Genomic DNA, 26,950 nt, shown 5'->3' on the forward strand with positions numbered 1-26,950 from the left:
GTACGGGGTTCAGGGTTTGAGTCGGCCGGTGGCGAACATCGCGGCCGACCAGGCCGTCAGCGTCGCCGCCAGACCCCAGACCACGGCAAGGGCCCAGCCGGCGCTGACGTCGCCTTTGCCGAGGAACCCGATCCGTTCGACCTGGACCAGCCAGAAGACGGGGTCGAGGTGGCTCACGTAGTTCCAGAACGGCGGCAGTTGATGGATCGAGTAGAAGACGCCGCCGAGGAAGCCCAGCGGCAGCAGGATGATCGACTCCATGGAGTAGACATGGTCGAGGGACTTGGCGTGACCGCCCGCGATCACGCCGACCTGCGCGGCGACCAGGAGCACTCCGAGCGTGCCGAACAGCAGGACGAGGGGGCGGGCCGGAGCGCCGCCGTGGGTGAGCGGCAGGGCCACCGTCAGGACGCCCGCGCCCACGACGACGCCTCGGGCGACGCCGGCGCCCACCAGTGCCGCGTTGATCTCCCACCACCTGAGCGGGCTCGCGAACACGTCGTTGATGTACTGGTCCCGGCGGGCCTCGAACAGACTGGTCGTCCCGTTGAAGAAGCCGACGTTGACGATCGCCTGGGCGAAGAGGCCGGGCACGATGAAGCTGCCGTAGCCGACGCCGTCGATCGTGTCGACGTGCGAGCCGAGAGCCGATCCGAAGACCACGACGAACAGCACGGTCGACAGCACCGGACCGACGACGCTGTAGCGCCAGATCCTGAGGAAACGCAGGACCTCGCGCTCCAGGAACCACAGGAACGGTGAGCGCTGCGGCCGGAAGGACTCGTCGTACGCCGGGAGGGCTTGCGTCTCGGTGCTGCTCACGAGGCCATCTCCTCGGCCGTGATCACCCGGTCGTAGACCTCCGAGATGTCCCGGGCCGCGTACCGCTCCCGCAGCGAGGCGGCGGAGCCGCGGTCGACGATCCGGCCCGCTCGCAGCAACGCGATCTCGTCGCACAAGGTCTCCGCCTCCTCCAGGTAGTGCGTCGTCAGCAGGACCGTGGTGCCGGCCGCGTTGAGGCCCTTCACGACCCGCCAGATCTCCGAGCGCAGCTCGACGTCGACGCCGGCGGTCGGCTCGTCCAGGATGAGCAGGCGGGGGCGGTGCATGAGGGCCCGCGCGAGGACGAGGCGCCGTTGCATGCCGCCGGAGAGTTCGTAGGCGCGTACGTCGGCCTTGTCGTCGAGGCGGAACAGGGCGAGCAGTTCGTCCGCGCGCCGGGTGGCCGCCTTCCGCCCGATGCCGTGGAAGCCCGCGTGGTAGACCAAGATCTGCCGGATGGACAGGAACCGGTCGACGTTGATCTCCTGCGCGGCCAGACCCAGCAGTCTCCGGGCCTGACGGCTGCGGTGGTCGTGTCCGAAGATGGAGAGGGTGCCGGCGCTGGGGCGCACGATGTTGCACACCGAGCCGATGAGCGTGGTCTTCCCGGCGCCGTTCGGGCCGAGCAGCCCGAAGAACGCGCCGTCCGGTATCTCCAGGTCGAGCCCGGCCACCGCGGTGAAGCCGTCCCCGTACGTCTTGCGCAGGCCCTCGACCCGCAGCGCGGGCGGACTCCCGCCGCTCCGAGAAGTGGAAGCGGCGGGCGTCGCGAGCGGGTCAGCCAGGGGAAGCGGGCCGGCCGTGGGAAGCGGATCAGGCCCGGAAAGCGGGTCAGCCATGGAACTGGTTCGCGGGCACCGGGAGCCCGTAGTGCTCACGCAGGGTGGTGCCTTCGTACTCCTCGCGGAACAACCCCTTGCCGCGCAGGATCGGCAGCACGTGCTCGACGAAGGCCGCCAGGCCCGACGGGAGCGCGGGGGCCATGATGTTGAACCCGTCCGCGGCACCGCCCTCGAACCAGGCGATGATCGTGTCCGCCACCTGCTCGGGTGTGCCGACGAACTCGAAGTGGCCGCGTCCGCCCCCGAGCCGGGAGATGATCTGCCGGACCGTCAGCTGCTCGCGCACCGCGAGATCGATGATCAGGTCGGAACGGCTCTGCGAGCCCTCCAGCTTCGGCCTCGCCAGGATGAACTCCGGTAGCTGCTGGTCGAGTTCGAAGACCGACGGCTCGGTCTCGAACACCGCGGCCAACTGACGCAGCCCGTACTCCGGGACGCGCAGCTCATCGAACTGCCGCGCAAGCGCCCGGGCCTCCTCCTCGGTCGAGCCGAGGTACGGGACGATGCCCGGCAGGACGATGACGCCGTCCGGGTTGCGCCCCGCGGCCCTGGTCCGTGCCTTGATGTCGGCATAGAAGCCGGCCGCGCGCTCGTATGTCGTGTGCGCTGTGAAGATGGCCTCGGCGTGGCGGGCCGCGAAGTCCTTGCCGTCCTCGGAGGAGCCGGCCTGGACGAGCAGTGGGTAGCCCTGCGGCGGACGCTCGACGTTGAGCGGGCCGGCCACCTTGAAGTACCTGCCCTCATGGCCGAGCCGGTGCAGGCGGGCGGGGTCGGCGTAGCGGCCGGTGGTCCGGTCCGCGACGACGGCCTCGGACTCCCAGCTGTCCCACAGGGCCTTGGCGACCTTCAGGAACTCGTCGGCGCGGGCGTAGCGCTCGGCGTGGCCGGGGCGGTCCTCGAGGCCGAAGTTGGCGGCCTCGTCGGCCCCGGCCGAGGTGACGATGTTCCAGCCGGCACGGCCGCCGCTGACGTGGTCGACCGACGCGAGCCGACGGGCGAGGTTGTACGGCTCGTTGTACGTCGACGACACGGTCGCGATGAGGCCGATCCTGCTGGTCGCCTGGGACAGCGCGGTGAGCAGCGTCAGCGGCTCCAGCTGGCCCGGCGGCCGGAACTCGCCGGTACCGATGAGGGCCGGGCCGTCCGCGAGGAACAGCGAGTCGAACTTGGCGCTCTCGGCGAGCTGTGCCAGCTCGATCCAGTGCCGGAGATCGAAGTCGGCGCGGGGATTGCTGTGCGGGAGCCGCCACGCCGCCTCGTGGTGGCCCGCCTCCATGAGGAAGGCGTTGAGGTGGAGCCTCCTCCGTCCCGCGCTCATGAGGTGACCTTGAGCTTGGAGCTGTCGTAACCGGCCGGGAGGAGGTTGTCGACGATCGACGGGACGTCGACCTTGTTGGTGATCTGACCGGCCTCCAGGAAGGCGTCGGCGAGCTTCTGCTCCAGTTCGATGTCCGACTGCTCCACCGGAGTCACCCGGTTCGAGTAGGCGGCCAGGGACGCCTTGGCGTCGGCCAGTGGGATGCCCTGCTCCTTCGACAGCGCCTGCGCGTATTTGTCGGGGTTCTTGACCGCCCAGGCGAACTCTCGCGACAGCCTCTTCAGGACGTCCGTCAGAGCCGCACGCTTGGTCTTGTCCTTCAGCGACTTGTCGCTCGCGACGTAGTAGCTGCTGGTCTGGTCGATCGGCGGGAGGCCCTTCACCAGGATCCGCGCGCCGTTCTTGACCGCGATTGCCGACTGCGGGTTCCAGATCGACCAGGCGTCCACCTTGCCGGTGTTGAACGCTGTCGCGCCGGCCGCCGGGTCGAGGAAGACCAGCTTCACGTCCTTGGGGGTGAGACCGACGCTCTTCAGCGCGTTCAGGGCCAGACCGTGGGCCGAACTGCCCTGCGGGACAGCGATCTTCTTGCCCTTGAGGTCGGCTGCCGTCTTCAGCTTCGAGCCCTTCGGCACGATGATGTTCTCCACCGCCTGGTCGGGCGTGAGGGAGCGGTTGACGGCGACGACCTTGAAGCCGTACTCCTTCGCGGCGCCGGTGATCGGCGGTACGTCGCCGACGCTGCCGAGGTCGATGTCGCCCGAGGCGGCGGCCTGCACGAGCGGCGGGCCGTAGGTGAACCGGGCGAACTCCACCTTGTAGGGCGCGTTGTCGAACACGCCGGTGAGCTTCGCCAGTTCCTGGCTGCCGTCACCGCCGTTGTCGCCGATGGTGAAGGTGTACTTGCTCCACTCGGGGTGCTTGGCGTCACTCGCGTCGACGGCGTTGCTCAGCGGCGCGGCGGTGTCCGACGACGATCCTCCGCAGGCGACGAGGGTACTCGCCAGAGCGAGCGAGCCAACTGCGCCGATGAGTCTCGTGGTTCTCTTTCGCATGGGTGTCGTGCTTTCTGTGCTGGGTGACGGTGTTCGGGGAAGTCAGTGCTGGCCGGCGAGGCCGAGGTCTTCTAGGAGCCGGGCGCGCAGTTCCTCGCGTGCGATGCTCGCCTCGCGGTCCGCGGCGGTGAGGTGCACCTCGTGCGAGGTGCCGATGCGGCCGTTGCTCAGGACGACGATGCGGTCCGCCAGGGCGATCGCCTCGTCGACGTCGTGGGTGACGAGCAGCATGGCCGCCTGATGCTTGGTCCGCAGTGCGCGTACGAGGTCGTGCATGCGCAGCCGGGTGATGGCGTCGAGGGCGGCGAACGGCTCGTCGAGCAGGACGAGTTCGGGCTCGGAGACGAGCGCCCGCGCGAGTGAGACCCGCTGGGCCTCGCCGCCGGAGAGCTCCTTGGGCCATGCCTTCTCGCGGCCCGCGAGGCCGACCTCGGCCAGGACGTCGCGTGCCCGCTGCTCAGCGTCGTACCCGTGCAGGCCGAGCGTGACGTTGCGCAGTACCCGCTGCCATGGCAGCAGCCGGTCGGCCTGGAAGACGATCGCACGCCGCGCCGGGACCTCGACGCGCCCGTCATCGGGCCGGTCCAGTCCGGCGAGCAGCCGCAACAGGGTGCTCTTGCCGCAGCCCGAAGGACCGAGCAGGATCACCAATTCCTCGTCGGCGATGGTGAGGTCGAGGTGGTCGAGCACCACTCGGTCGCCGAACTGCCGGACCACCTGCTCGACGACGACCCCGGTCCGTCGACGGGGTTCGGTCGCAATCGTGCCGCTCATGACGCCTCATAACTGGGTCGCCACCGCAGCAGCACCCGCTCGAGAGCCCGGACGAACTGGTCGGCGAGCAGACCGAGGAGCGAGTAGATCACCAGCCCCACGAAGACCTGGTTGGTCTGGAGATACGTCTGCCCTTGGGTGATGAGGAAGCCGAGTCCCTTGTCGGCGTTGACCGTTTCGGCGGCGACGAGGCCCAGGACGCTGTACGCGAGCGAGAACCGCAGGCCCACCAGGAACCCCGGCAGGGCTCCCGGCACCAGCACCCGCGTCACCAGGCGCCACGTGCCCGCGCCCGTCGTCCGCGCCATCTCGATGAGCCGCTGGTCGACGCCCCGGATCGCGGCGAACAGGTTGAGGTACATCGGGACGCCGGCTCCGAAGGAGATCAGCAGCACCTTCGTGAGCTCGTCGATACCGAACCACACGATCATCAGCGGCAGCACCGCGAGGAGCGGGATCGTGTTCAGCACCTGTACCAAGCCGTTGAACAGGTACTCACCGCTGCGTAGCAGCCCGCCGAGCACCCCGCTGACGATGCCCACCGTCAGACCGATCGCGAGACCGATGCCGGCCCGCTGCAGCGAGATGGCCAAGTCGGGCCCGAGGACACCCTGTTGCCACAGATCAGCGGCGGACCTCACGATCGAGGTCGGCGCGGGGGCGTAGGTGTTCGACACCACTCCGGTCCGGGCGAGGATCTCCCAGGCGATGAGGATCGCGACCGGAGTCGTGTAGATGCCCAGCGGCCAGCGCAGGCGCTCGCGGAGGGTGCTGAGCGGCGTCCGGCGGCGGGCGTCGCTCGGCAGGAACACCTCGCGTTCCCGCGTGCCCGTCGTCTCGGCGTCCGGGACCTTGGTGACGGCCGGCGCCTTGAGGCTGAGCTCGGTCATGCCGCCACCGCCAGCACGCTGCTGTAGTGCGAGGCATCGCCGACGAGCTGCTCGCTGCGGCGGCCGTCGACACCCGTCGGTACCTCTCCTGCGATGGTCACCCGGTTGAGGCGGCGCGGGTGGTCGTCGTAGTTGTCCACCGCGTAGTGCTGGGTGATCCGGTTGTCGAAGATCAGCAGCTGGTTCGGGGACCATGTCCAGCTCAGGATGTTCTCGGGACGGGTCACGTACGACTGGAGGATGCGCAGCAGATCCGCCGAGTCCCTGCTCGACAGGCCGACGATCCGCTTGGCGAACCCGCCGATGAACAGCCCGCGTTCGCCGGTGAGCGGGTGAACTCGTACGACCGGGTGCTCTGCCTCGTAGGGCGTCGAGACGAAGGCCCGGTCGTACTCCTGTCGCTGTGCCGTGCTGGCTGCGGGGCGGGCGTAGTCGTACTGGTTGGTGTGCACGACGCGCAGCGTGTCCGCGAGGGAGCGCAGCGGTTCGGGCAGGTCGCGGTAGGCCGCGGCGGCGTTGGCGATGAGAGTCTGGCCGCCGTAGGGCGTGGTCACGATGGACCGGAGCGTGGTGAGCTGCGGCGGGTTGGCCACGAAGGTGACGTCCGTGTGCCACTCGTTGGCCTTGGAGGTCGCGCTGTCGACGGCGAGGACATTCGTGGTGCCGCCGGCGGCCGGCACGTTCGGGTGGGCGGTGGTGAGTTCGCCGAACCACCCGGCCACGCGCTCCTGACCGACGTTGTCGAGCTGCACGTCGTCGAACACGATCGCCTTGTGCTCGTTGAGGGCGTCTCGGAGCGTCGTGACTGTCGAGAGGTCGGGTGGCGCCGCGAGGTCGACGCCTTCGACGACCGCGCCGATGCGGCTGGTGAGCTTACGGATGGACACGGGCATGAGGGAGTCCTTCTCGGGAGGAAGCGGGCGCGCGGCTGAGAGCTGGGTGCTCCGTGCTGGGAGCGGAGAACGGAGAGCAGAGAGCAGAGAGCGTGAGTGAACGGCCGACTCGCGACCCGATCAACGGGAGATCGGGCAGTCGGTACGAGGACGACGCAGGGGAGAGCGCACCTCAGCCTGTGCGGACAGGGCGAAGAGATCAGGCCGGAGGAGCAACCGCTCAGGAGGCGGACACGGCTGTCCCACAGGGCGACGCCGCATTACGGGCGTTTCGGACCGCTTCCGCACGACACGCGCGCGCACCGGTTGCCGCCGGGGACCACTTACCGGGTCAGCGACAACAAAACGCGCTGGAGACGTGCGCCAGATCGATGTGGCGCCGCCGAGTGAGGTCCACGCGCGGGTTCATGGCACGGGAGTTCAGCAGACGTCCACCACGTGGGTCAATAACTTTCCGGACAGGTCTCGCATCGCGGACACGGAACCGGCGTGGACGCTGCGGACAGCCGTACGTGCCTTTGACGCGCGCGTCGGGGGCCAACGTCTGCGCGGCCGCACCGACCACTCGTCCCGCTCGGCGCGCTTCGCTTCCCCTCGAACAGGAACCCCCATGGCCCCTCCCCTGCGGCCGTGGGTATCACGTGGTAAGCCCTTCAGAGCGACTTGCCGGGGTTGAGAATGCTCCGCGGGTCGAACGCCTCCCTGAGTCTGCGCTGCAACGCGTGCGCCGCGGGCCCCAGTTCGTCCGCCACCCATTGCCGCTTGAGCACCCCCACACCGTGCTCGCCGGTGAGCGTGCCGCCGAGTCGCAGGGCCAGCGCGAAGATCTCGCCCGCCGCTTCCCAGGCCGCGTCCGGCAGACCTGGCAGGGACGGGTCGACGACGATGATCGGGTGGAGGTTGCCGTCCGCCGCGTGCGCGATGGTGAAGACCGGCACGTCATGGCGTACGGAAATGGCCCGGATCTCCGAGGCCGCCTCGGCGAGCCGGGAGCGGGGCACCACGATGTCCTCAATCAGCGGCCGGCCGAGGCGTTCCAGCGCGGGCAGGGCCAGTCGGCGGGCGGCGAGGAGCACCTCGGCCTCGGCGGGATCCGTGGTCGTTTCCACGGTTGCCGCCAGCGGCTTCAGAAGCCGGGCGACCGACGCCGCCTCGGCCGCCGCGCCCGCGCCGTCGCACTGGACGAGCAGCAGGGCCGCGCCCCGCTCCCGCAGCGCCGGGTCGATCGCCTGGAGCACCGGCCCGTCGACGAGTTCTGCGAGCGCGGGCTCGACACCGGCACGGGCGATGGCGTACGACGCCTCGGCGGCCCGCTCGAACGAGGAGAAGTACGCGGCGAGCGTGGCCGTCGCCACCGGGATCGGACGCAGCCGCAGGGTGGCCGACGTGATCACCGCCAGGGTGCCCTCCGAGCCGGTGAGCAGGGCGGTCAGGTCGTAGCCGGTGACTCCCTTGACTGTCCGGCGGCCGGTCCGCAGCACACTGCCGTCGGCCAGCACCGCCTCCAGGCCGAGCACGCTGTCCCGGGTCACCCCGTACTTCGCGCAGCGCAGACCGCCCGCGTTCGTGGCGATGTTCCCGCCGATCGTGGACAGGGCGGCGCTCGCCGGATCGGGCGTGTACCGCAGCCCGTGCGCGGCGGCGGCGCGGTCAAGATCGGCGGTGATCACGCCGGGTTCGACGACGGCGAGCTGGTCGTCCGCCGACAGTTCGAGCACCCGGTTCATCCCCGACAGGTCCAGGACGAGCGCGCCCTCGCCCGCCGAGGCTCCGCCTGACAGGCCGGTGCCCGCACCGCGCGGCACCACCGGCACCCGCAGGGCGTGCGCGTGCCGGAGCGTGACGGTCACGTCCTTGGTGCGCCGGGCGTGCACGACGGCCAGCGGACTGCCCACGGGCCGGGTACCGGACCGGTCGGTGGCGTACGGGGCGAGCGCTCCATGGTCCGTGGTCAGCCGGTCGGGGGCCAGGTCACGGGCCAGGAGGCCCAGGAGCTGGGCGGACGCGGTTGTTGCGGGTGCGGTCACAGGTTCCGGTCCTTCGTCGCACGTGCGGTCACGGGTTCAGTGCCTTCGTTCCGATCGCCAGCAGGGAGATGTCCTCCTGGGGTGCGTGCACGGGACCGCACTGGATGTCACGGAAGTGCCGCTCCAGCGGATTGCCGCGCGCCAGGCCCGGATTGCCGAGCAGTCGGACCGCCAGCTCCACGGCCCGTACTCCGTGCCGGTCGGCCAGCACTCGGGCGCCCAGGGACTGTTCGGGCGTGTACACGGTGTCGCCGGCGTCGACCCGGGCGGCTCCGCCGAACACGAGCTGTTCGGCGGCGGTGAGCAGCACCTCGATCTCCCCGGCGGTCCGCCTGAAGCGTTCCGTACGGGCCACCGGATGACCGAGGTTGGCGGGCACCCGCTCGTGGGCGAAGGTGTGGAAGAAGGACTGCGCGGCCCGTGCGACACCCAAGTAGAGCGCGGCGAGCGGGAGATGGATAAAAGCGCCGGCCCTGTTGTCCTGCTCGGCCGCCGGACCGTACGAGGTGAGCCCGATGACCTGCTCGTACGGGACGTGCACCTCGCGGAACGTCACCTCGTGACTGCCGCTGGCCCGCAGCCCCAACTGGTCCCAGCGGTCGGTGATTTCGATGCCGGGAGACTCGCCCGGCACCAGGAACGTGCCCACCCGTGGCTCCGGCTCGTCGGTGGTGGCCCACACCAGGAACCAGGCGAGCCCCTCGGCGCCGGTCACGAACCGCTTGGTGCCGCTGACCGACCAGCCGTCGGGGGTGCGCCGGGCGTGTGTGGCGGGTAGGCCGCCTCTCGCCGGGGAGCCCAACTCCGGTTCTACGCGGGCGTGGTTGATGAGCGTAGGACGCTCCTCGGACTCCTTGAGCAGTCGCGCGTACAGCTCGTCCGGCCAGTGCGGCTGAGCCGCCTGCCTGCTGTGCGTGGTGAGGGTCATCGCGGCGATCAGGGCGACCGAGGGGTCACCCTGCCCCAGGGTGTGCAGGATGCGCGCGGTCTCCTCGACGCCGGCGCCCCGGCCGCCGTACCGCTCGCCGACGGTGGCGGTGAGCAGCCCTGCCTCGTGCACGGCTTTGAGGGAGGCGGCGGGAAAGGCGCCGGAACGGTCGTAGCCGGGGGCCAGTTCCGCGAGGCGGGCTACCAGGTCCGTGGTCACAGCGCCTTCCTCAGGTCGGTGTTCAGCTCGCGGCTCCAGAAGGACTTGACGTCCAGGGGTGACTTCAGCGCGCCGAGTTCGGCGAAGACGTCGGCGACCTTCTGCTGGGAGGTGATCGTGTCGTCTTTGACCGTGCGGGCCTGCGTCGGCCGCTGCGCCTGCTGGGCGCGGAAGTCCTTCTCCGCCTGGGCCAGGGGCTGGTGAGTGGTGGTGGCGATCACCTTGGCGAACGCGTTCTGCCGGCCGTCACGGACGTACGCGTACGCCTTGGTGATCCGCGCGATCAGATCGGCGGTGGCGGCCCGCTGCCCCGCGCTCTTGAGGACACTGTCCCGCGCCGTCCAGAGGAAGTTGCCGGACAGGATGTCCTTGCCCGAGCCGATCGTCGTGGCGCCCTGCTGGTGGGCGGTGATGATCGACGTACCGTACGAGGCGAAGGCGTCGATGCTCCCGCCGTTGAGGGCGGCGAGACCGTCGTTGGGCAGCAGCGGCTTGGCGTCGACATCGGACCACTTCAGGCCCGCCTGCTTCAGCAACTCGTACAGGAAGTAGTGGGCGGTCGTGTTCTGGACGTAGCCGACCTTCTTGCCTTTCAGGCCCGCGATGTCGGTCACCTCGGAGCCCTTGGGGGCCACGACCTCCTGGTTCAGGGTCGAGCCGCGCTGCACGGCGACGACCTTGAAGTTGGGCCTGCCGTCGGCGGCCGCGAAGATGGGCGGGATCTCGCTGGACGAGGCCACGTCGAGGGCTCCGGCGCGGATGGCCTGGAGCTGCTGTTCACCGCCCTGGAACAGGCTCCACTTGACCTTGTAGGGGGTGTCGTCGAGGTGCGCGAACTTGAGGATCGCCTCCTCTGCCTTCCAGCCGGTGGCTCCGACACGCAGGGTTACCGACGACTCGTCGGACGCGGACGTCGCCGTCGCGTTGCCCCCGCAGGCCGCCGCGAACGGCAGCAGAAGGGCGAGGGCGGCGGCGGACGCGCGCAGGGAACGGCGGAACAACACGGAATCTCCATGAGGGTCTTCGCAAACGGGTTCGGTGAACGGGGAGCCAGGCAGCTCGGGTCAGGCGGCCTGGGAGGCGGCGGCTCGGTGGGCGAGTTCCTGCCGGACCAGCGGGACGACGTAACGGGCGTAGTCGATCGCGTCGTTGAGCGGGTCGTAGCCGCGGATCGACAGCAGGTCGCAGCCGATGTCGACATAGTCGAGGAGGGCCTTGGCAACCGTCTCGGGAGAGCCCACCAGGGCGGTCGAGGCTCCCGCGGCATTGGTGGCGACTGCCGGAGCGGTCCACAGGCAGCGGTCCTGGACCTCGCCGCGCTCCGCGATGTCGAGCAACCGCTGCGATCCGACGTTCGCCGGGCGCCCGGTGGTCCGGTAGTGGCGCAGCAGCTCCGTGTTCTTGGCCTGGTCCTTCAGCACACCCAGCGTCCGGTGCGCCTTCTCCCAGGCCAGTTCGTCGGTGGGCGCGATGATCGGTCGGAACGACACCCAGATACGGGGGTGGGGGCGTCCGGCGGCGTCCGCGACCGCGTTGACGGCGGCGATCTGCTCGGCGGTCTCCTTCAGCGGCTCGCCCCACAGTCCGAAGATGTCGCCCTGTTGGCCGCCGACCCGGTAGGCGTCCTGTGACGACCCGCCCACGGAGACGGGGATGAGCCCGCCCACCGGTTTCACATCGGAGTAGTAGCCCTCGAACCTGAAGTACTTGCCCTCGTGCGAGACAGGTCCGTCGGCCGTCCAGACCTTCCGCAGGATCTGGATGTACTCGTCCGAACGCTCGTATCGCTCGCTCTTGTTGAGGTAGTCGCCCTCCCGGCGCTGCTCCTCGTCACTGCCGCCGGAGATGATGTGCAGGGACAGTCGGCCGTCGCTGATCCGGTCGAGGGTCGCGAGGGCGCGGGCCGCGTGCGTGGGGAAGACGACGCCGGGCCGGTGCGCCAGGATCGGGCGGACGCGTTCGGTGTGGGTGGCGACGAACTGGGCGACCTGGAAGGCGTCCGGCGAGGCGGAGTGATAGGCGACCAGAGTGTGGTCGAAGCCGCCGTCGTCCAGGGCACGGGCGTACCTGCGCAGATAGTCGGGGTCGAAGCCGGTCCGGCTCGCCGCGGCCGGGCCCGAGGCCCCGGAGTCGGTGTGGACGGCGCTGATGAACTCGACGGGCATGGCGAACTTCCCTTCTCGGAACGTCAGTTGAGTTCCACGGAGGTCACTTGAGGACGGAAGTGTCGGCGGACTTGGCCACGTCGACATTCGGCTCCAGGACGCCGATGCCGTTCATGAGGTCGGCCACACCCTGGACGGTGCGGTTCACGTCGGAGTCGATCGGCAGCACCTGGCTGTACGCGGCCGAGGCGAGCGTCTTGGCCACGGAGGCGTCGGCGCCGTTGCGCTGCTCGATGGCCTTGGCGTACGCCTCCCGGTGCGTGCTCGTCCACTTCAGGGCCGTACCGAGGCGGCGCAGGAAGTCACCGAGGGCGGTCTTCTTCTGCTGGTCCGCCAGGGTCTTCTCGGAGGCGCCGATGAAGCCGTAGCCGCTGACGCGCCCGTCGGCGCCGTCGACGAGGAGTCTGCCGCCCTGCTCCAGACCGACGGCCTGGTAGACGCCGAAGGTCGCCCAGACCTTGACCTTCCCCGAGGCGAACGCGGCCTGTGCGTCGGTCGGCAGCAGGTACTGGACCTTCACGTCCGAGTAGGTGAGGCCGTTCTGCTTCAGGGCGTTCGCGAGCAGGTACTCGGCAACACTGCCCTTCGCCGAGGACACCACGACCTTCTGGCCCTTGAGGTCCTTGACGCTGTCGATGCCGGAGTCCTTGCGCACCACGATCCCGACATGCTTGCCATCGTTCTTGAGCGCGGCCACGTTCTTGAACGTCACCCCGCCGCTGAGCGCCTGGAGGGCCGGCAGGTCGGCGGAGTACCCGGTGTCGGCGGCGCCCGCCTGCACGGCCTGGTACAGAGGGGCCGCACCCTCGAACTCCGCCCACTTCACCTTGTACTTGGCGCCCTTCAGCGCGCCGGAGGCGGCGACGATCGTCTGGAGGGTCTTGGCCTGGTCACCGATGGTGAGGGTGACCTCGTCCTGGCTTCTGGCGGTGTCCGCGGAGGAGTCGGCGCCGCACGCCGTGAGCGCCAGCAGAGCGGAGAGGCTGAGTCCGGCGGCGACGGTGGTGCGGATCACGAGAGGGTCCCTTCAAGAGCCTTGGCATCGGCCGGGGTGTTGGTGGGGGTGACGCCGAGCCAGCCGAGGAGCCGGGCGCGCAGGGCGACGAACTCGTGGGCCGTGAGGTCCCGGGGACGCGGCAGGCCGACGGTAAGGTCGTGGGCGATCCGGCCCTCGTCCATCACCAGGACGCGGTCGGCGAGCAGCAGCGCCTCCTCCACGTCGTGGGTGACGAGGAGGATCGCGCAGCCGTGCCGCTGCCACAGTTCGGCGACCAGCTGTTGCACCCTGCCTCGGGTGAGGGCGTCGAGGGCACCGAACGGCTCGTCCAGGAGCAGGAGTTCGGGCTCGCGGACCAGGGCGCGGGCCAGCGATACACGCTGGGCCTGGCCGCCGGAGAGGGTTTTGGGCCAGACGCCGGCCCGGTCCGCGATACCGACCTCGTCCAGCGCCTTCTCGGCGCGCGACCGGTCGGGGCGGCCGGGCAGGCCGAGGACCACATTGCGCCATACCTTCAGCCAGGGCAGCAGCCGCGGCGACTGGAAGGCCGCGCTGCGGCGTGCGGGTACGGTCACCTCGCCGCCTATCTCCTCGTCGAGCCCGGCGAGGATCCGCAACAGCGTCGACTTGCCGCAGCCGCTGTGCCCGAGCAGGGCCACGAACTCACCCTCCCGGAGGTCGAGATCGAGGTCGTGCAGAACGGTGTTGCCGTCGAAGGCCCGTGAAAGCCCGCGGATTTCCACACTGTTGGTCATGTTGCTATGCCTCACCCTCGAAGTTGGCCCGCCAGGTCAGCAGACGGCGTGACAGGACGCGTACGGCGAAGTCGCAGGCGAGACCGAGCAGCGCGTAGACGGCCAGGCAGAGCACGATGATGTCCGTGCGGAAGTACTGCTGGGCGTTGCTCATCAGATAGCCCAGGCCCGCGTCCGCGTTGATCTGCTCGGCGAAGACGAGGGCGAGCCAGGCGGTGGAGAGGGCGTACCGGAGCCCCACGAGTGCCCCGGGCAGCGCGCTCGGCAGGATGACGTACCGGATCAGGCCCAGCCGGCCGAGCCCCATCATCCGCGCTGCTTCGACGAGTTGGGAGTCGGTGGAGCGGATGCCGCCGTAGATGTTGAAGTACAGCGGATAGGTGACACCCAGCGCGACCAGCGCGATCTTCGGGGTCTCCTCGATGCCGAACCAGACGATGAACAGCGGGATCAGCCCCACCCAGGGAATCGCCCGGAACATGCCCATCGAGGAGTCGATGACGTCCTCGCCGAGCCGGAACAGGCCGGCCAGCAGGGACAGGCTCAGGGCGACGGTCGCCCCTATGAGGAAGCCGATGGCAGCCCGGCGCCCCGACGCAGCAATGGCACTGGGGAGTTCGCCGTTCTGGGTCAGCTCGACGGCCTGCTTCACGACGTCCACGGGGGACGCGAGGACCGATTCGGGAAGCACACCGGTGGCCGAGGTCAGGAACCAGAGCAGGACCAGACCCACGGGCCCGGCCGTCCGGCGCACGGAACGGGGCACCCGGAAGCGGCGGGTGGCGCGGGCGGCGCCCCGGATGGTCACCCGGGCCGGGGGCGGCACCTTGTCGGTCAGGAAGTCGGGGCGCGGCAGGGCCCGGGTGGCCGCCGCGTCGAGCGGATTCGTCGTCATGTGCGGGATTCCTCTCGCGTCGCCTCAGGACGGCAGCGGACCGGTCGCGGCCGGGCGGGCGGGATCGGCGGACCAGGCGGACCAGGAGCCGGGGAAGAGCGTCGCCTCGAAACCGGCGAGGGCGAGCGCGGCGATCTGGTGGGCGGCGGTGACGCCGGAACCGCAGTACACGCCGATCCGGGATCCGGCACCGGCGCCGAGCTCCTCGAACCGCTTGCGCAGCACCTCGGGCGGCAGGAACGTCCCGTCCGCCGCGAGGTTCTCCCCGGTCGGCGCCGAGATCGCTCCCGGGATGTGCCCCGCCCGCGGGTCCACGGGCTCCGCCTCGCCCCGGTACCGCTCGGCGGCACGCGCGTCCAACAGCAGTCCGCCACCGGCGAGTTCGGCTGCGCCGTCGGCATCGGTGACCGGCCGTCCGCCCGGCTTCAGCACGACGTCGCCCGGCGCGGGAGCGGCAGGCACTCCGGTCTCCAGCGGCAGGCCCGCCGCCCGCCAGGCCCCCAACGCTCCGTCCAGCAACGTCACATCTGTCGCTCCGGCGTACCGCAGGAGCCACCAGGCGCGGGCCGCCGCGGTGTTGCCCAGATCGTCGTACACGACGACCGGTTGCCCGGCGTGAAGGCCCCATCGGCGGGCCGCGGTCTGCAACTCCGCCAGGTCCGGCAGCGGATGGCGGCCCTCCTGCGGGCTCGGTGCCCCGGCGAGCTCGGTGTCCAGATCGACGTACACCGCGCCCGGGATGTGCCCGTGGGCGTAGTGATCGCGGCCGTGCGGGTCACCGAGCGCCCAGCGGACGTCGAGCACCACCGGCGGCCGGTTCGAAGCGAGCAGCTCGCTCAGCTCGGTGACGGTCGTCGTCACGCGGGCGCTCATACGAGACCCTCCGCGATCGCGGGCAGCTCCGGCGAGAGGCGCAGCCGCTCCAGGAAGAGCACGATGGTGGCCGCGGCTGTGCGGTGCAGCGCGTCGTTGAGGACGTCGTGCCGGCCGCCGCTGAAGGTCACGACCCGTACGCCCGGGTGGCCCTCGTAGGCGCTGAGCGCCCGGTCGAGCGGGCTCACCACGTCGTCCGTGCCGTGCAGGGCCAGCACGGGAACGCCTGCGAGATCCAGTCGCAGATCCGGCAGAACGGGCGGCTCGTCGAGAGCACCGCGCCGGAAGCGGAGGTCGTTCGTGAGGCGGGCCTGGTGGGTGGGGCAGGCGGTGCGTGCCTCGACCTCGGTCTCCCAGCTTCCGGAAGCCCAGGGGCCGGTGGGCAGACCCGCCAGGATCAGCGCGTCGACGCCCGCGGTCTGCTCGGCGGTGAGCCGAGCGGCGTACCGGGCGCCCGTGTCCGAACCGACGAGCACCTTGGGGCCGGGCAGCGACTCGTCGGCGAGGAGCTTGGCCGCCTCATCGAGCACGGAGGGGTCCGCGGAGGCGTCGCCGAGGGCGCGCACCCGGTAGGCGTCGAAGGCGAGACGGCGGCCGAACCGCTCGTACACGCCCCCGTGTTCGCCCCGCCCGGCCAGCACGATGAGCGTGCCGCGCGCGGCGAGGCCTTCGGGTTCGTCCCAGGAGGAGGAAGGAGAGGAGGGCATGGGGAAGCAACTCCCGTGTCGGGGCAGGAAAAAGGAACACGTGAAGAGCGGCAGGGGATGCCGACACGTGTCAGAACAATCGGGGTGTGATCAGCTCAGGCCCGGCGAGAGCGCCGGTGTGGAGAGCGGGAACGCCGGTACGCGGCGGAGATCAACGACAGCGCGTGCTGCACCCGACGCCGAAGTCGATGACTCGGCGCTGCGTCAGAAGGGCAGCGGAAGCGGTCGTGGGAACCATGCGTTCATCATGACCGGCCGGGACGGATCGCGTCCAACGACGATTCCGCATCGAAACCGATCAGCAATCGCGATCGATGCCGGATACCGGCTACGGTCGCCGTATGCCCCAACCTGTCCTCGACATCGTGGCCTTGCGCAGCCTGACCGCGATCGCCGACTGCGGCGGCTTCCACCGCGCGGCTCAATCTCTCGCGCTCAGCCAGTCCGCGGTCAGCCAGCATGTACGCCGACTGGAGAAGACGCTCGGGGGCCCGGTCGTCGAACGTGAGGGCCGAGGCATGCGGTTCACCCCTCAAGGGCGCCTTCTCGTCGAGCAGGCTCGGCGCATCCTCGCCGTCCACGACGAGGCGGTGCGCGCACTGCTCGACGTCGACGGCGACACCGTCACGATCGGTTCCACCGAGCACGCCGCCGACCAGTTCCTGCCACGCCTCACCGCGGCCGTCCAGGAGGTACGGCCCGGCTGCCGGGTGCGGTTCCGCATCGACCGCTCGGCGCGGCTGGTCGAGGCCGTGGAGCGGGGCAGCGTGGATGTCGCGGTGTACGTGACGGAGGCCGCGGCCACTGAGGGCACGCCGGTCGGCGGCCTTCCCCTGCTCTGGCACGCAACGCCCGGCTGGGAGCCGCCGACCGCGCCGACTCCCGTGCCGCTGGTCGCCATCGAGGACCCCTGCGCGATCCGCCGCCGGGCCATAGCGACGCTTGCCGCGCACGGAGTGCAGGCCACGGTCGTCGGCGACGCGGGCTATCTGGCCGGCGTCCTCGACATCGCCCGCACGGGCCAGGGCGTGGCCCTGCTCGCCGCGGTCGGCCCGGCACCGGACGGCCTGACCCCCTACGAGGGGCTCCCGCCGGTCACCCCGATCCCCATGAGCGCCCTGGCCCGCCCGGGGGCGGATCCGGCGACGGTGGCGGCGGCGTTCGACGCCGTAGGAGGGCTGCTGCGCTGAGACCGATTACATGTTTCGGGGCTCCTGACCGGCAGCGCAAGCCATTGTCCCGGCGGCTGCTGAGAGAGCCTCGACCGTCACCGGGTCGGTCGGCAGGAACGCCTCCAGCATCAGCTCGGCAAGCGTCACATCGACGGCGGCGGCGAAGGTCGTCACCGTTGTCATCAGGGAGAGCTCACTGTACGAGGACTGCAGACGGAGCGGAACGGCGAAACCCAGTAGCCCGGCGGACGGCTCCAGCTCGGGGACGTAACCGGTGAGTTCGGCGCGCAACTCCTCCAGGGGCCAAGGCGTACCTAGTGCCCCGACAGGCAACGTTCGCCCCGTCGCGACGCCCGGCACGCTCCCCCACTGCCTTAAGGGCGTGGGAGGTGCCCCCACTCGCCGCACCGGCCGAAAGCCCAAGTACATCCAGTACGAGGACTTCCGGCCGGCACGCCGAGAGCACGCTCCCCCACTCTCGGCTGCGCTCGAGCGGGAGGGGCCCCCACGACGCCGCTCCTTTACGGGCAAACGTTGCCTGCCGCGGCACTAGACGTGGCGCGCCCATTCGGCGAGGTTGCGAATACGGGGGGCCAGACCGTCGGGATGCAGCGCCAGGCGGTACCCATTCTTGCCCGGGCCCACCAGCTCGGGGCCACACCCTCGGTGACCAGGTCGAATGCAGTGTTCGCGGCGATCAGGTCACCGCCCCGGTCCACGACTGGGGCGTGTTGCGAAAGTCCCGCCTGCCTGGCGACGCCTGGCACGCTCCCCCACTGCCGTAAGGGCGTGGGAGGTGGCCGCGGAAGATGTGGTCGATTGCCGTGCGCACAGGGGCCAGCACCGGATCATCCAGTGAGGTCTCGGGGTAGGCGGGCGCGTACCCGGCGGCGAGCAGCAGTTCGTTGCGCTCCCGCGGCGGCAGCTCCAGTGCCTCGGCCAGGCGCACGACCACGTTCCGTCCGGGGACAGACCTACCGGATTCAATGAAGCTGAGGTAGCGCTGGGTCCGGCGCGCCGAAGAGTTCCTCACCGTGGCCCGCGCCCTGTGGGACGGCTGGGAGGACGGCGCAGTCGCCGACTCCGTCGGCGCGCCTGCCTGGTCGGCGCCCGGTGCCGTACACCAGGTGCGCCACAAGGGACCACAGTTCGACGTCGACCTCTCTCCCACCCTGCCGCGCAGCGCCCAGGGCCACCCAGTGATCTTCCAGGCCGGTGACTCCGGCGAGAGACGCGACTTCGCCGCCCGCAACGCCGACGTCATCTTCTCCGCGCACGGCACCGACCTCGACGACGCGCTGGCCTTCGCCGACGACATCCGGCGCCGGCTGCGCGCGGTCGGGTGGCCCGACGACGATCTGCGGATCCTGCCCGGCACCGAGATCATCCTCGGCGCCACCGAGGAGGAGGCCCAGGAGAAGAAGCGCTGGATCCGACTCCAACAGGTCACCCCGGCCACGGCCTTGGGGATCGCCGGACTGCTGTGGGGCATCGACCTGTCCAACCGCGACGCCGACGGGCCCCTGCCCAAGGAGGACCCCGTCGTCACGGAGAACGACGGCTCCTTCGGTGCCCGGCGCATCGCCGACCCGCGTGCCATCGTGGCCGAATGGCGGGCGAAGGCGGAGGCGCACCCCTGGTCGCTGCGTGAGACCGTCATCGCACTCGGCCCGCAGCGCGGGCACGTCGGCACTCCGTCCGGTCTGGCCGACAAGTTCGCCCGCTTCGTACGGCACGGCGCGATCGACGGCTTCAACGTCACGCCGTACCTCATCCCCGACGGCCTGGACGGCCTCGACGACCTGCTCGTCCCAGAACTGCAGGAACGCGGCATCTACCGCACCGAATACACCGGCAGCACCCTGCGCGAGAACCTCGGCCTGCGCGCACCCCTCACCCACCGGTCCGCACCGGACCGACGACAGGCGGGCTGAGCCCCCGAGCCGGCCCGTGTTCACATGACTGACAAGAAGCTGTCACACGCCGACCGGAATGCGGGTTCGGCCGACGCCCGTTCTGACTGACATGACTGTTGGAGTAGCGCTCAACGCGTCCGACGCGCCGAACCAGGTCGACGCCACCGTCCAACTGGCCCAGGAGGCCGCGGAGTTCGGTGTCACGTCGGCCTGGTTCGGGCAGACCTTCGGCGCGGACTCACCCCAGCTCGCGGCGATCGTCGGGCGCGAGGTACCCGGACTACAGGTCGGCACCTCCGCGATCCCCGTATTCGGCCGGCACCCGCTGCTCGTCTCCAGCCAAGCCCAAACGGCCCAGGCCGCGACCCACGGCCGCTACCACCTCGGTCTGGCTCTGGGCACGAAACTGCTGACGGAGACGGGCTTCGGCCTGCCTTTCGAACGACCCATCGCCCGGCTGCGCGAATTCCTCACCGCCCTACGGCAGTTGACCGGGACCGGCACGGCCGACTTCCACGGCGAGCTGCTCACCGCCACCACACCGATCACGGCGCGGGTTCCGGGTGCCGAGAACGGCGTCCCCCTGCTCGTCGCCGCGATGGGGCCGCAGGCTCTGCGGGCTAGTGGTGAGCTCGCCGACGGAATCCTGCCCTATCTGGCGGGACCGCGCGCCCTGGAGAACCACATCGTGCCCGCCCTGACAGCCGCGGCCGAGGGCGCCGGCCGCCCCGCGCCCAGGATCGTGGCCCTGGTGCCCGGCGTGGTCACGGACGACGTAGACGCGGTGCGGGCCAAGGCAACCGAGAACCTCGCCTTCTACGAACAGTTCCCGTCCTACGCGCGGGTCATCGAACTCTCCGGCGGCCGACGGGCCGCCGACCTGGCCGTGATCGGCGACGAGAAGACGGTCGAGGCCGAGATTCGGCGGTACCGCGACGCCGGCGCCACCGAGGTCGTGTTCTCGGTCACCGAGATCGCGGGAGGAGCCGATCGCCGACGCACCTGGCGGCTCCTCGGCGAACTGGCCGGCTGAGTACACCTGTCGGCTCGACAACCCCCTGCACCCCCTGCCCGAAGGCACCCCCGTCACAAAGGAGATTCCCTATGACCACCGAGGCCACCACCACGGACCTCCACGCCTTCACCGAGACCTGGCTGGAGTGGTACCGCGCCCAAGAGGCCCGGCTCGCCGCCCCGCACGGCTTCTTGGCGATCACCGGCCTGCACTGGCTCGACGGCCGACCCCAGCGCTTCCCGGACGCGCCCGGCGCGTGGCGCACCGGCCCCGAAGGAGTAGTCGTAGACCTCGACGAGGGTGAGGAATTGGTCGTCGACGGGACGCCGGTGCACGGCGAGCACCGCTTCGGCGTGCTTCCCGAGCGCGGCGGCGTCGACGCTGTCTGGAAAGACGCCGTCATCGAGGTCGCCAAGCGCGGCGGCCAGGACATCGTGCGCCCCCGGCACCCGGACGCGCCGCTGCGTACGGCTTTCACCGGAACGCCCGCCTACGCCCCCGACCCGCGCTGGGCCGTGACGGGCCGCTACATCCCGTTCGACACGCCACGACCGACCACCGTGGGCGCCGCAGTCGAGGGCCTTGAGCATGTGTACGACGCTCCGGGCAGGGTCGAGTTCGAGCTGGACGGGCAGCTGCTGTCGCTGACCGCGTTCCCCGGCCATGGTGCGGGACGGCTGATGGTGCTGTTCACCGACGCGACCTCCGGCCTCACCACGTACGCCGCCAACCGGGCCCTGGCCCTCGATCCGCCCACCGCCGACGGCACGGTCGTCGTGGACTTCAACCGCGCCACGAACCTGCCGTGCGCCTACACCGACCTGGCCACCTGCCCGCTGCCCCCGGCCGAGAACCGGCTGCCGGTCGCGATCGAGGCCGGTCAGAAGATCCCCCGCGAGCGCGGCGGCTCCTGACCTGGACGCACTCCCGCCCCGACTCCCCTGACACGGCGTCCTGTTGCGCCATTGACGTACGACAAGACCGCTCCGTACGATCACGAACGGCATTGAGTGTCAGCGTCAAGCCCTGGCTCGCTGACCGGCAACCCTCCCGCGCGGTGGGGTGCTCCAGGTGAAAGCCCGGCGGGATCACCGACGATCCCCGCAAGCGCGTGGCCCCGTGACCGGGGCCGGATATGTGGAGGACCGATATGCGGCACGGTGGTGACCTCAGCGCCCGCTTCGCCGGCGCCACCGTGTTCTCCCGGCTCTCCCGTCGGCGCCACATCGACCTCAAGCGCTCGACCAGCTGTCTCTGTCGGGCCTGACGGGCCTTCCCGCCGCTGGTCGCAGTACGGCACCTGTCGTCGCCGCACCCGCATGCGCTTGATCTCTGCCTGTCTTTGATCCCCCGTTTCGCCTGATCCCCTCTGCACAGCGCTCCCCCGGCACCGGCGTCGCGCCGGCCGGGGTCGCACGCCCACGCACGGCCGTGCCCTGCGCCACAGCCGTGCCTGGTGACTCGAGTAGGAGAAGCCCTCCGTGACTGCACTTTCCGATGTCAGAACCTCCCGGTGGGCGGCACTGACCGCCCTTGTGACCACCAGTGTTCTGCTGACCGCCTGCGGATCGGGCGGCGGCGATTCCGGCAGCGGCGCCGGGCAGCCCAAGTCCGGCGGCACCCTGACCTTCGCGGTGGGTTCGGACGCCGGCTGCGTGGATCCGCAGCAGGTCGCCAGCAACGAGACCATCTACTCGGTGCGCCAGGTCGTGGACTCACTGACGGACCAGGACCCCAAGACCGGCAAGATCGTGCCGTGGCTGGCGAAGAGCTGGGATGTCAGCTCCGACGCCACGACGTTCACTTTCCATCTGAGGTCGGGCGTCACCTTCAGCGACGGCACGAAGCTGACCGCCCAGGTGGTCAAGGACAACTTCGACGCGGTGCCCGAGCTGGGCGCGCTCGGTACCCTGGCCCAGGGTTATCTCAGCGGTGTCAAGAGCACCACGGTAGTCGACCCGCTCGCCGTCAAGGTCACCTTCGAGCAGCCCAACGCGCAGTTCCTGCAGGCGACTTCGACGCACTCGCTCGGCATCGAGTCGTCGGCGAGCGTGAAGAGGACCCCGCAGCAGAAGTGCAGCGACGGGGTGATCGGGTCCGGGCCCTTCGTGTTGAAGCAGTACGTGCAGAACCAGTCGCTCACCCTGGCCAAGCGCACCGGATACGCCTGGGGTTCCGCGCGGTGGTCCAAGAAGGGCGAGGCCTACCTGGACAAGCTGGTGTTCAAGGTCGTTCCGGAGGCGGGTGTACGGGCCGGAAGTCTCCAGTCCGGCCAGGTCGACGCGATCAGCAGCGTGGGCAAGGCCAACGAGGCGGCGCTCAAGGGCGGTCAGGTCAGCCTCCAGCGACGGGCCAACCCCGGCCTCGTGTTCGGTCTCGGCCTCAACAACTCACGACCGCTGCTCAAGGACGCCAAGGTGCGCCAGGCAGTCCTGTTCGCCATCAACCGGCAGCAGATAGCCGACACGGTGTTCCCGACCGGAACCCAGCCGGCCACCAGCGTCCTCGCGCACACCACGCCCGACCATGCCGACCTCGCCTCCGGCCTGACCTTCGACGCCGCCAAGGCCAAGTCCCTGCTGAACGCGGCCGGTTGGAAGGCCGGAAGCGACGGCATCCGCTCCAAGGGCGGCAAGAAGCTGAGTCTGACCATCAAGTGGTTCCCCAACGCGGCCACCAACCAGCCCGCGCTGGAGCTGATCCAGCAGCAGTTCAAGGCCGTCGGTGTCGACGTGACCCTCAAACAGCTCCAGGTCACTCAGTTCGCCCCGACACTCCAGTCGGGCGACTACGACGCGGTGTGGGGGAACGTGACCCGCGCCGACCCCGACATCCTTCGCAGCTCCTTCTCCACCAAGCTGGCCAACTTCTACCGCCTGCCCCCGAGTTCCCTGGACACGGCACTGTCCGAGCAGGCCGCCACCATCGACTCGGCCAAGCGCAGGCAACTGGTCACCCAGGCACAGCAGTTGCTCGTGCGGAACGCCTACTACGCGCCGGTGGTGGAGCTCCAGACCCAGCTGGGCGTGTCGAAGAAGGTGCACGACCTGGACTTCGACGCCTCGAGCCGGCTTCAGCTGCATGACACCTGGATCGGCTAGCCGCATGCGCCGCTATGTGATCAAACGGCTCGCACAGGCGGTTGGCGTGCTGTGGGCGGCGTACACGGTCTCGTTCCTGGTGCTGGACTATCTGCCGGGCGACCCGGTCACGGCGATGGCCAGTGCCGGAATGGACTCGGGGCAGGTCGACCCGCGGCAGATCGCCGCCCTGCGGCACGAGTACGGCTTCGACAAGCCGGTGCTGGTGCAGTACGCCGAGTACCTCGGCCGGGCGGTGCGCGGAGACTTCGGCGACTCGGTGTCCACCGGTCGCCCTGTCACCTCGACGCTGGCCGACGCCCTGCCGCAGACACTGCAGCTGACCGGCGCGGCACTGCTGCTCGCGGTGGTCCTCGGCGGCGGTCTGGCGGTGCTGGCGACCTACACCGCCCAGCGCTGGCTGCGGCAGCTACTGCTGTCGTTGCCGCCGCTGGGGGTGTCCGTTCCGACGTTCTGGGTGGGGCTGCTGCTGGTCGAGACGTTCTCCTTCCGGCTGCACTGGTTCCCCGCGTTCGGCAACGACGGATTCAAGGGGCTGGTGTTGCCGGCGCTGACGCTGGCGGTGCCGACGGGTGCGCAGATCGCGCAGGTGCTCGCCAAGAGCCTGCTCACCGCACTGGACCAGGCGTATGTGGAGACCGCCCGGGCCAAGGGCGCCGGCCGGTGGCGGGTCCATCTGCGGCACGCGCTGCGCAACGCGTCCCTGCCGGCGCTGACGGTCGTCGGCCTGCTGGTGGGGCAGCTGATCGCCGGTTCGGTCGTCGTCGAGACGGTTTTCTCCCGCGACGGCCTCGGCCGCGTCACCGCGGCGGCGGTCACGGCCCAGGACATCCCGCTGGTCCAGGGGGTGGTGGTGTTCGGGGCGCTGATCTTCGTGACGACGAACCTGGTCATCGACCTGGTCTATCCACTCCTCGACCCCCGGATCGTGGTGGCCTCGGACAGAAAGGCGGCCCTCGCATGAGCCAGAGCCTTGTCGACGACCCCGCCGAAGCGGCACTGGGACTGGCCCGCCCGGTCGCGGCGGGGCCGGAGCCTGATCACGGGCGCCGCGTGGACGTACGGCGGCTGCTGCGGTTCGTGGTGCGCCGCCCGGGGCTGCTGCTGTCGGTGGTCGTCCTCGTGCTGGTGGTGCTGGCCTCGTTCTGGCCCGACCTGTTCACCTCGCAGGACCCGCTGAAGGGCGTGCCGTCGCAGAACTTCCGCGGCCCGAACGGCAGTCACTGGTTCGGCACCGACGAGTTGGGCCGCGATGTGTTCTCCCGGGTCGTCCACGGCGCCCAGCTCTCCCTGAAGGCAACGCTGATCGCCGTGCTGGTCGCGTTCGTGGTCGGCGGGCTGCTGGGGGTGGTCGCCGGGTTCGTGGGCCGCTGGGTGGACGACGTGCTGATGCGCTTCGTCGACGTGCTGCTGTCGATCCCCGCGCTGTTCATGTCCCTGGCCCTGGTCACCGCGCTGGGCTACGGCACGGTGAAGGTGGCGGTCGCGGTCGGCATCGCCAGCGTCGCCGGTTTCGCACGAGTGGCGCGCTCGGAGGTGCTGCGGGTGCGGCAGGCCGTCTTCGTCGAGGCCTCACGCGCCAGTGGAGCGCGCTGGTACTCGGTGCTGGGCCGGCATGTGCTGCCGGGCGCGGCGGGCCCGGTGATCGTGCTGGCCACCCTCGACTTCGGCTCCTCCATCCTGGCCGTGTCGGCGCTGAGCTTCCTCGGCTACGGGGCGCCCCCGCCGGCCCCGGAGTGGGGCACGTTGATCTCCGACGGCCGCAACTACCTCGCCAACGCCTGGTGGCTGACCGCGCTGCCCGGCCTGGCGATCGCCGCGACCGTACTGGCCACCAACCGCGTCGCCCGGGCGCTGGACGGCGAATGGTCCCGGCAGCGATGACCGACGAACGTGAGAACGGTGAGGACGGTGAGGACGTGAGCACAGCCCCGCTGGAGAGCACACCAGTCCTGGAGATACGCGGCCTGTCGGTGTCGTACCGCACACGCGGCGGCACGGTCGAGGCCGTCCGCGGCGTGGACCTCGACGTGTGGCCGGGGCAGGTGACGGCGGTGGTCGGCGAGTCCGGCTCCGGCAAGAGCACGACCGCGCACGCGATCACCCGGCTCCTGTCGGCGAACGGCCGTATCGACGCGGGCACCGTCCGCTTCGGCCGGCACGACCTGGCCACCCTGTCGGAGGCGGAACTGCGTACCGTACGCGGGGCGCGGATCGGACTGGTCCCGCAGGATCCGACGGTCTCCCTCAACCCGGTCAAGCGGATCGGCGACCAGGTCGCCGAGGTGCTGCGCATCCATGGTCTGGCGACCCGCCGATCGGCTCCCGCCGAAGCGATCGCCGTGCTGGACCGGGCCGGGCTGCCCGACGCGGCCGTACGCGCCCGGCAGTACCCGCACGAACTGTCCGGCGGCATGCGGCAACGCGCCCTGATCGCCATCGCCATCGCCGCGCAGCCCGAGCTGATCATCGCCGACGAACCCACCAGCGCGCTCGACGTCACCGTGCAACGGGTCATCCTCGACCATCTCCAGCGCCTCACCGAGGAGTCGGGCACGGCGGTCCTGCTCGTCACCCACGACCTCGGGGTCGCCGCCGACCGGGCCCAGCGGCTGGTGGTGATGTCCCAGGGCAAGGTCGTCGAGGCGGGCCCCACCCGTGACATCCTGGCCGACCCACAGGACGACTACACCCGGCACCTGCTGGCCGGCGCCCCGAGCCTGACCACCGCCCGGCGCCGCACTCCGGCCTCCCTCCCCAAGGCTGAGACCGCGCCTCTGGTCGAGGTACGCGACCTGGTCAAGGAGTTCAGGCTGCCCCGCGCCGGGGACGGGTCCCGCACCCTGCGCGCGGTCGACGACGTCGGCTTCACCCTCCACCGGGGCCGGACCCTGGCCCTGGTCGGCGAGTCCGGCTCGGGCAAGTCCACCACCGCCCGCCTGGTACTCCGCCTCACCGACGCGAGTGCCGGGCAGATCCTCTTCGACGGCACCGACGTCACCACCGCCAAGGGCGCCCAGGCCAGGCAACTGCGCCGCCGCGCCCAGCTCGTCTACCAGAACCCGTACGCCTCGCTCGACCCCCGCTTCTCCATCGCCGAGGTGATCACCGAACCGCTGCGCGCCTTCAAGGTCGGCGACCGCGCCTCCCGGCTCGCCCGGGCCCGCGAACTGCTCGACCGGGTGGCGCTGCCCGCCGCCACGCTGGAGCGCCGCCCGGCGGAACTGTCCGGCGGACAGCGACAGCGCGTGGCCATCGCCCGCGCCCTCGCGCTCTCCCCCGACCTGGTGGTCTGCGACGAACCCGTCTCCGCGCTCGACGTGTCCGTCCAGGCCCAAGTCCTGGATCTGCTGGCCGAGTTGCAGGCCGACACGGGAGTGGCGTACCTGTTCATCTCGCACGACCTGGCCGTCGTACGTCAGATCGCGCACCAGGTCGCCGTGATGCGGGCCGGCCGCGTCGTCGAGACAGGCCCGCCGGAGGAACTGTTCACCCGCCCCCGCCACGAGTACACCCACGAACTGCTCGCGGCGATCCCCGGCGGCCGCGTCCCCACCCCCGCCGCCGAGACCACCACGAGCTGAGG

General features: G+C 70.5%; 25 protein-coding genes, 2 pseudogenes and 1 riboswitch. Of the genes and pseudogenes, 9 read left to right on the forward strand and 18 right to left on the reverse strand.

Annotation, left to right across the window (positions count from 1 at the left end; translation table 11 throughout):
* Positions 1–9: 9 nt before the first annotated feature.
* The 16 genes from ACFYRY_RS06550 to ACFYRY_RS06625 form a co-directional block, all read right to left on the reverse strand.
* Positions 10–822 carry an ABC transporter permease gene (locus tag ACFYRY_RS06550; RefSeq protein ID WP_389140699.1) on the reverse strand — a complete coding sequence of 271 codons (813 nt, stop codon included), beginning with the start codon at positions 820–822 and terminating at the stop codon, positions 10–12.
* Positions 819–1,661, reverse strand: a complete 843-nt coding sequence (locus tag ACFYRY_RS06555) for an ABC transporter ATP-binding protein (protein WP_389140701.1) — start codon at positions 1,659–1,661, stop codon at positions 819–821. The genes ACFYRY_RS06550 and ACFYRY_RS06555 overlap by 4 nt, the downstream gene beginning before the upstream one ends.
* The gene (locus tag ACFYRY_RS06560; protein WP_389140703.1) at positions 1,654–2,982 is read right to left on the reverse strand and encodes an LLM class flavin-dependent oxidoreductase; all 1,329 of its coding nucleotides are present in this window, start codon (positions 2,980–2,982) and stop codon (positions 1,654–1,656) included. Before ACFYRY_RS06560 ends, ACFYRY_RS06555 begins: the two co-directional genes overlap by 8 nt.
* Complete coding sequence (locus ACFYRY_RS06565) at positions 2,979–4,037, reverse strand: ABC transporter substrate-binding protein (protein ID WP_389140705.1); 1,059 nt, start codon at positions 4,035–4,037, stop codon at positions 2,979–2,981. The genes ACFYRY_RS06560 and ACFYRY_RS06565 overlap by 4 nt, the downstream gene beginning before the upstream one ends.
* A gap of 42 nt (positions 4,038–4,079) precedes the next feature.
* Entirely contained in the window at positions 4,080–4,811 is a 732-nt protein-coding gene (locus tag ACFYRY_RS06570) for an ABC transporter ATP-binding protein (RefSeq protein ID WP_389140707.1), read from the reverse strand.
* Entirely contained in the window at positions 4,808–5,701 is an 894-nt protein-coding gene (locus tag ACFYRY_RS06575; RefSeq protein ID WP_389140709.1) for an ABC transporter permease, read from the reverse strand. Before ACFYRY_RS06575 ends, ACFYRY_RS06570 begins: the two co-directional genes overlap by 4 nt.
* Positions 5,698–6,594 (reverse strand): TauD/TfdA dioxygenase family protein, encoded by an 897-nt coding sequence (locus tag ACFYRY_RS06580; RefSeq protein WP_389140711.1) that lies wholly within the window; start codon positions 6,592–6,594, stop codon positions 5,698–5,700. Before ACFYRY_RS06580 ends, ACFYRY_RS06575 begins: the two co-directional genes overlap by 4 nt.
* A 653-nt stretch (positions 6,595–7,247) precedes the next feature.
* The gene (locus tag ACFYRY_RS06585; RefSeq protein WP_389140713.1) at positions 7,248–8,621 is read right to left on the reverse strand and encodes an FAD-binding oxidoreductase; all 1,374 of its coding nucleotides are present in this window, start codon (positions 8,619–8,621) and stop codon (positions 7,248–7,250) included.
* A 28-nt stretch (positions 8,622–8,649) separates the two neighbouring features.
* Positions 8,650–9,768: an acyl-CoA dehydrogenase family protein gene (locus ACFYRY_RS06590; RefSeq protein ID WP_389140715.1), complete on the reverse strand. Its 1,119-nt coding sequence runs from the start codon at positions 9,766–9,768 to the stop codon at positions 8,650–8,652.
* Positions 9,765–10,772, reverse strand: coding sequence for an ABC transporter substrate-binding protein (locus ACFYRY_RS06595; RefSeq protein ID WP_389140717.1), 1,008 nt, complete (start codon positions 10,770–10,772; stop codon positions 9,765–9,767). The genes ACFYRY_RS06590 and ACFYRY_RS06595 overlap by 4 nt, the downstream gene beginning before the upstream one ends.
* Before the next feature lie 60 nt (positions 10,773–10,832).
* On the reverse strand, positions 10,833–11,933 hold the full coding sequence (locus tag ACFYRY_RS06600) for an LLM class flavin-dependent oxidoreductase (RefSeq protein WP_389140719.1): 1,101 nt from the start codon (positions 11,931–11,933) through the stop codon (positions 10,833–10,835).
* 43 nt (positions 11,934–11,976) lie between these two features.
* Complete coding sequence (locus ACFYRY_RS06605) at positions 11,977–12,948, reverse strand: ABC transporter substrate-binding protein (protein WP_389140721.1); 972 nt, start codon at positions 12,946–12,948, stop codon at positions 11,977–11,979.
* Positions 12,945–13,685: an ABC transporter ATP-binding protein gene (locus ACFYRY_RS06610; RefSeq protein WP_389140723.1), complete on the reverse strand. Its 741-nt coding sequence runs from the start codon at positions 13,683–13,685 to the stop codon at positions 12,945–12,947. The genes ACFYRY_RS06605 and ACFYRY_RS06610 overlap by 4 nt, the downstream gene beginning before the upstream one ends.
* Before the next feature lie 4 nt (positions 13,686–13,689).
* Positions 13,690–14,580, reverse strand: a complete 891-nt coding sequence (locus ACFYRY_RS06615) for an ABC transporter permease (RefSeq protein ID WP_389140725.1) — start codon at positions 14,578–14,580, stop codon at positions 13,690–13,692.
* Positions 14,581–14,604: 24 nt separating this feature from the next.
* Complete coding sequence (locus tag ACFYRY_RS06620) at positions 14,605–15,453, reverse strand: sulfurtransferase (protein WP_389140727.1); 849 nt, start codon at positions 15,451–15,453, stop codon at positions 14,605–14,607.
* Complete coding sequence (locus tag ACFYRY_RS06625) at positions 15,450–16,160, reverse strand: alpha/beta hydrolase (protein WP_389140729.1); 711 nt, start codon at positions 16,158–16,160, stop codon at positions 15,450–15,452. Before ACFYRY_RS06625 ends, ACFYRY_RS06620 begins: the two co-directional genes overlap by 4 nt.
* Positions 16,161–16,501: 341 nt before the next feature.
* Between ACFYRY_RS06625 and ACFYRY_RS06630 the strand changes: the two genes are divergently transcribed.
* Complete coding sequence (locus ACFYRY_RS06630; RefSeq protein ID WP_389140731.1) at positions 16,502–17,350, forward strand: LysR family transcriptional regulator; 849 nt, start codon at positions 16,502–16,504, stop codon at positions 17,348–17,350.
* A 6-nt stretch (positions 17,351–17,356) separates the two neighbouring features.
* Here the strand turns inward: ACFYRY_RS06630 and ACFYRY_RS06635 are convergent.
* Positions 17,357–17,632 (reverse strand): annotated as a pseudogene (locus tag ACFYRY_RS06635) (transcriptional regulator); the annotation flags it as partial.
* A gap of 252 nt (positions 17,633–17,884) precedes the next feature.
* A pseudogene (locus tag ACFYRY_RS06640) lies at positions 17,885–18,365 on the reverse strand (helix-turn-helix domain-containing protein); the annotation flags it as partial.
* Between the two features lies 1 nt (position 18,366).
* Here ACFYRY_RS06640 and ACFYRY_RS06645 point away from each other — a divergent pair.
* From ACFYRY_RS06645 to ACFYRY_RS06680, 8 genes are all read left to right on the forward strand, one after another.
* Complete coding sequence (locus ACFYRY_RS06645; RefSeq protein WP_389140733.1) at positions 18,367–19,266, forward strand: LLM class flavin-dependent oxidoreductase; 900 nt, start codon at positions 18,367–18,369, stop codon at positions 19,264–19,266.
* Positions 19,267–19,357: 91 nt separating this feature from the next.
* Positions 19,358–20,281, forward strand: a complete 924-nt coding sequence (locus ACFYRY_RS06650; protein ID WP_389140735.1) for an LLM class F420-dependent oxidoreductase — start codon at positions 19,358–19,360, stop codon at positions 20,279–20,281.
* Between the two features lie 71 nt (positions 20,282–20,352).
* Positions 20,353–21,177, forward strand: coding sequence for a DUF1684 domain-containing protein (locus ACFYRY_RS06655; RefSeq protein WP_389140737.1), 825 nt, complete (start codon positions 20,353–20,355; stop codon positions 21,175–21,177).
* Positions 21,178–21,265: 88 nt separating this feature from the next.
* Positions 21,266–21,379: riboswitch (SAM riboswitch) on the forward strand.
* A gap of 34 nt (positions 21,380–21,413) precedes the next feature.
* Positions 21,414–21,530, forward strand: a complete 117-nt coding sequence (locus tag ACFYRY_RS06660) for a putative leader peptide (protein WP_389140739.1) — start codon at positions 21,414–21,416, stop codon at positions 21,528–21,530.
* A 214-nt stretch (positions 21,531–21,744) separates the two neighbouring features.
* Complete coding sequence (locus tag ACFYRY_RS06665; RefSeq protein WP_389140741.1) at positions 21,745–23,364, forward strand: ABC transporter substrate-binding protein; 1,620 nt, start codon at positions 21,745–21,747, stop codon at positions 23,362–23,364.
* A 4-nt stretch (positions 23,365–23,368) separates the two neighbouring features.
* Complete coding sequence (locus ACFYRY_RS06670; protein ID WP_389140743.1) at positions 23,369–24,328, forward strand: ABC transporter permease; 960 nt, start codon at positions 23,369–23,371, stop codon at positions 24,326–24,328.
* The gene (locus ACFYRY_RS06675) at positions 24,325–25,248 is read left to right on the forward strand and encodes an ABC transporter permease (RefSeq protein ID WP_389140745.1); all 924 of its coding nucleotides are present in this window, start codon (positions 24,325–24,327) and stop codon (positions 25,246–25,248) included. Before ACFYRY_RS06670 ends, ACFYRY_RS06675 begins: the two co-directional genes overlap by 4 nt.
* Entirely contained in the window at positions 25,245–26,948 is a 1,704-nt protein-coding gene (locus ACFYRY_RS06680; protein WP_389140747.1) for a dipeptide ABC transporter ATP-binding protein, read from the forward strand. Before ACFYRY_RS06675 ends, ACFYRY_RS06680 begins: the two co-directional genes overlap by 4 nt.
* Positions 26,949–26,950: the final 2 nt, after the last annotated feature.

The organism is Streptomyces sp. NPDC005263, assembly GCF_042872365.1.
Lineage (GTDB): Bacteria > Actinomycetota > Actinomycetes > Streptomycetales > Streptomycetaceae > Streptomyces.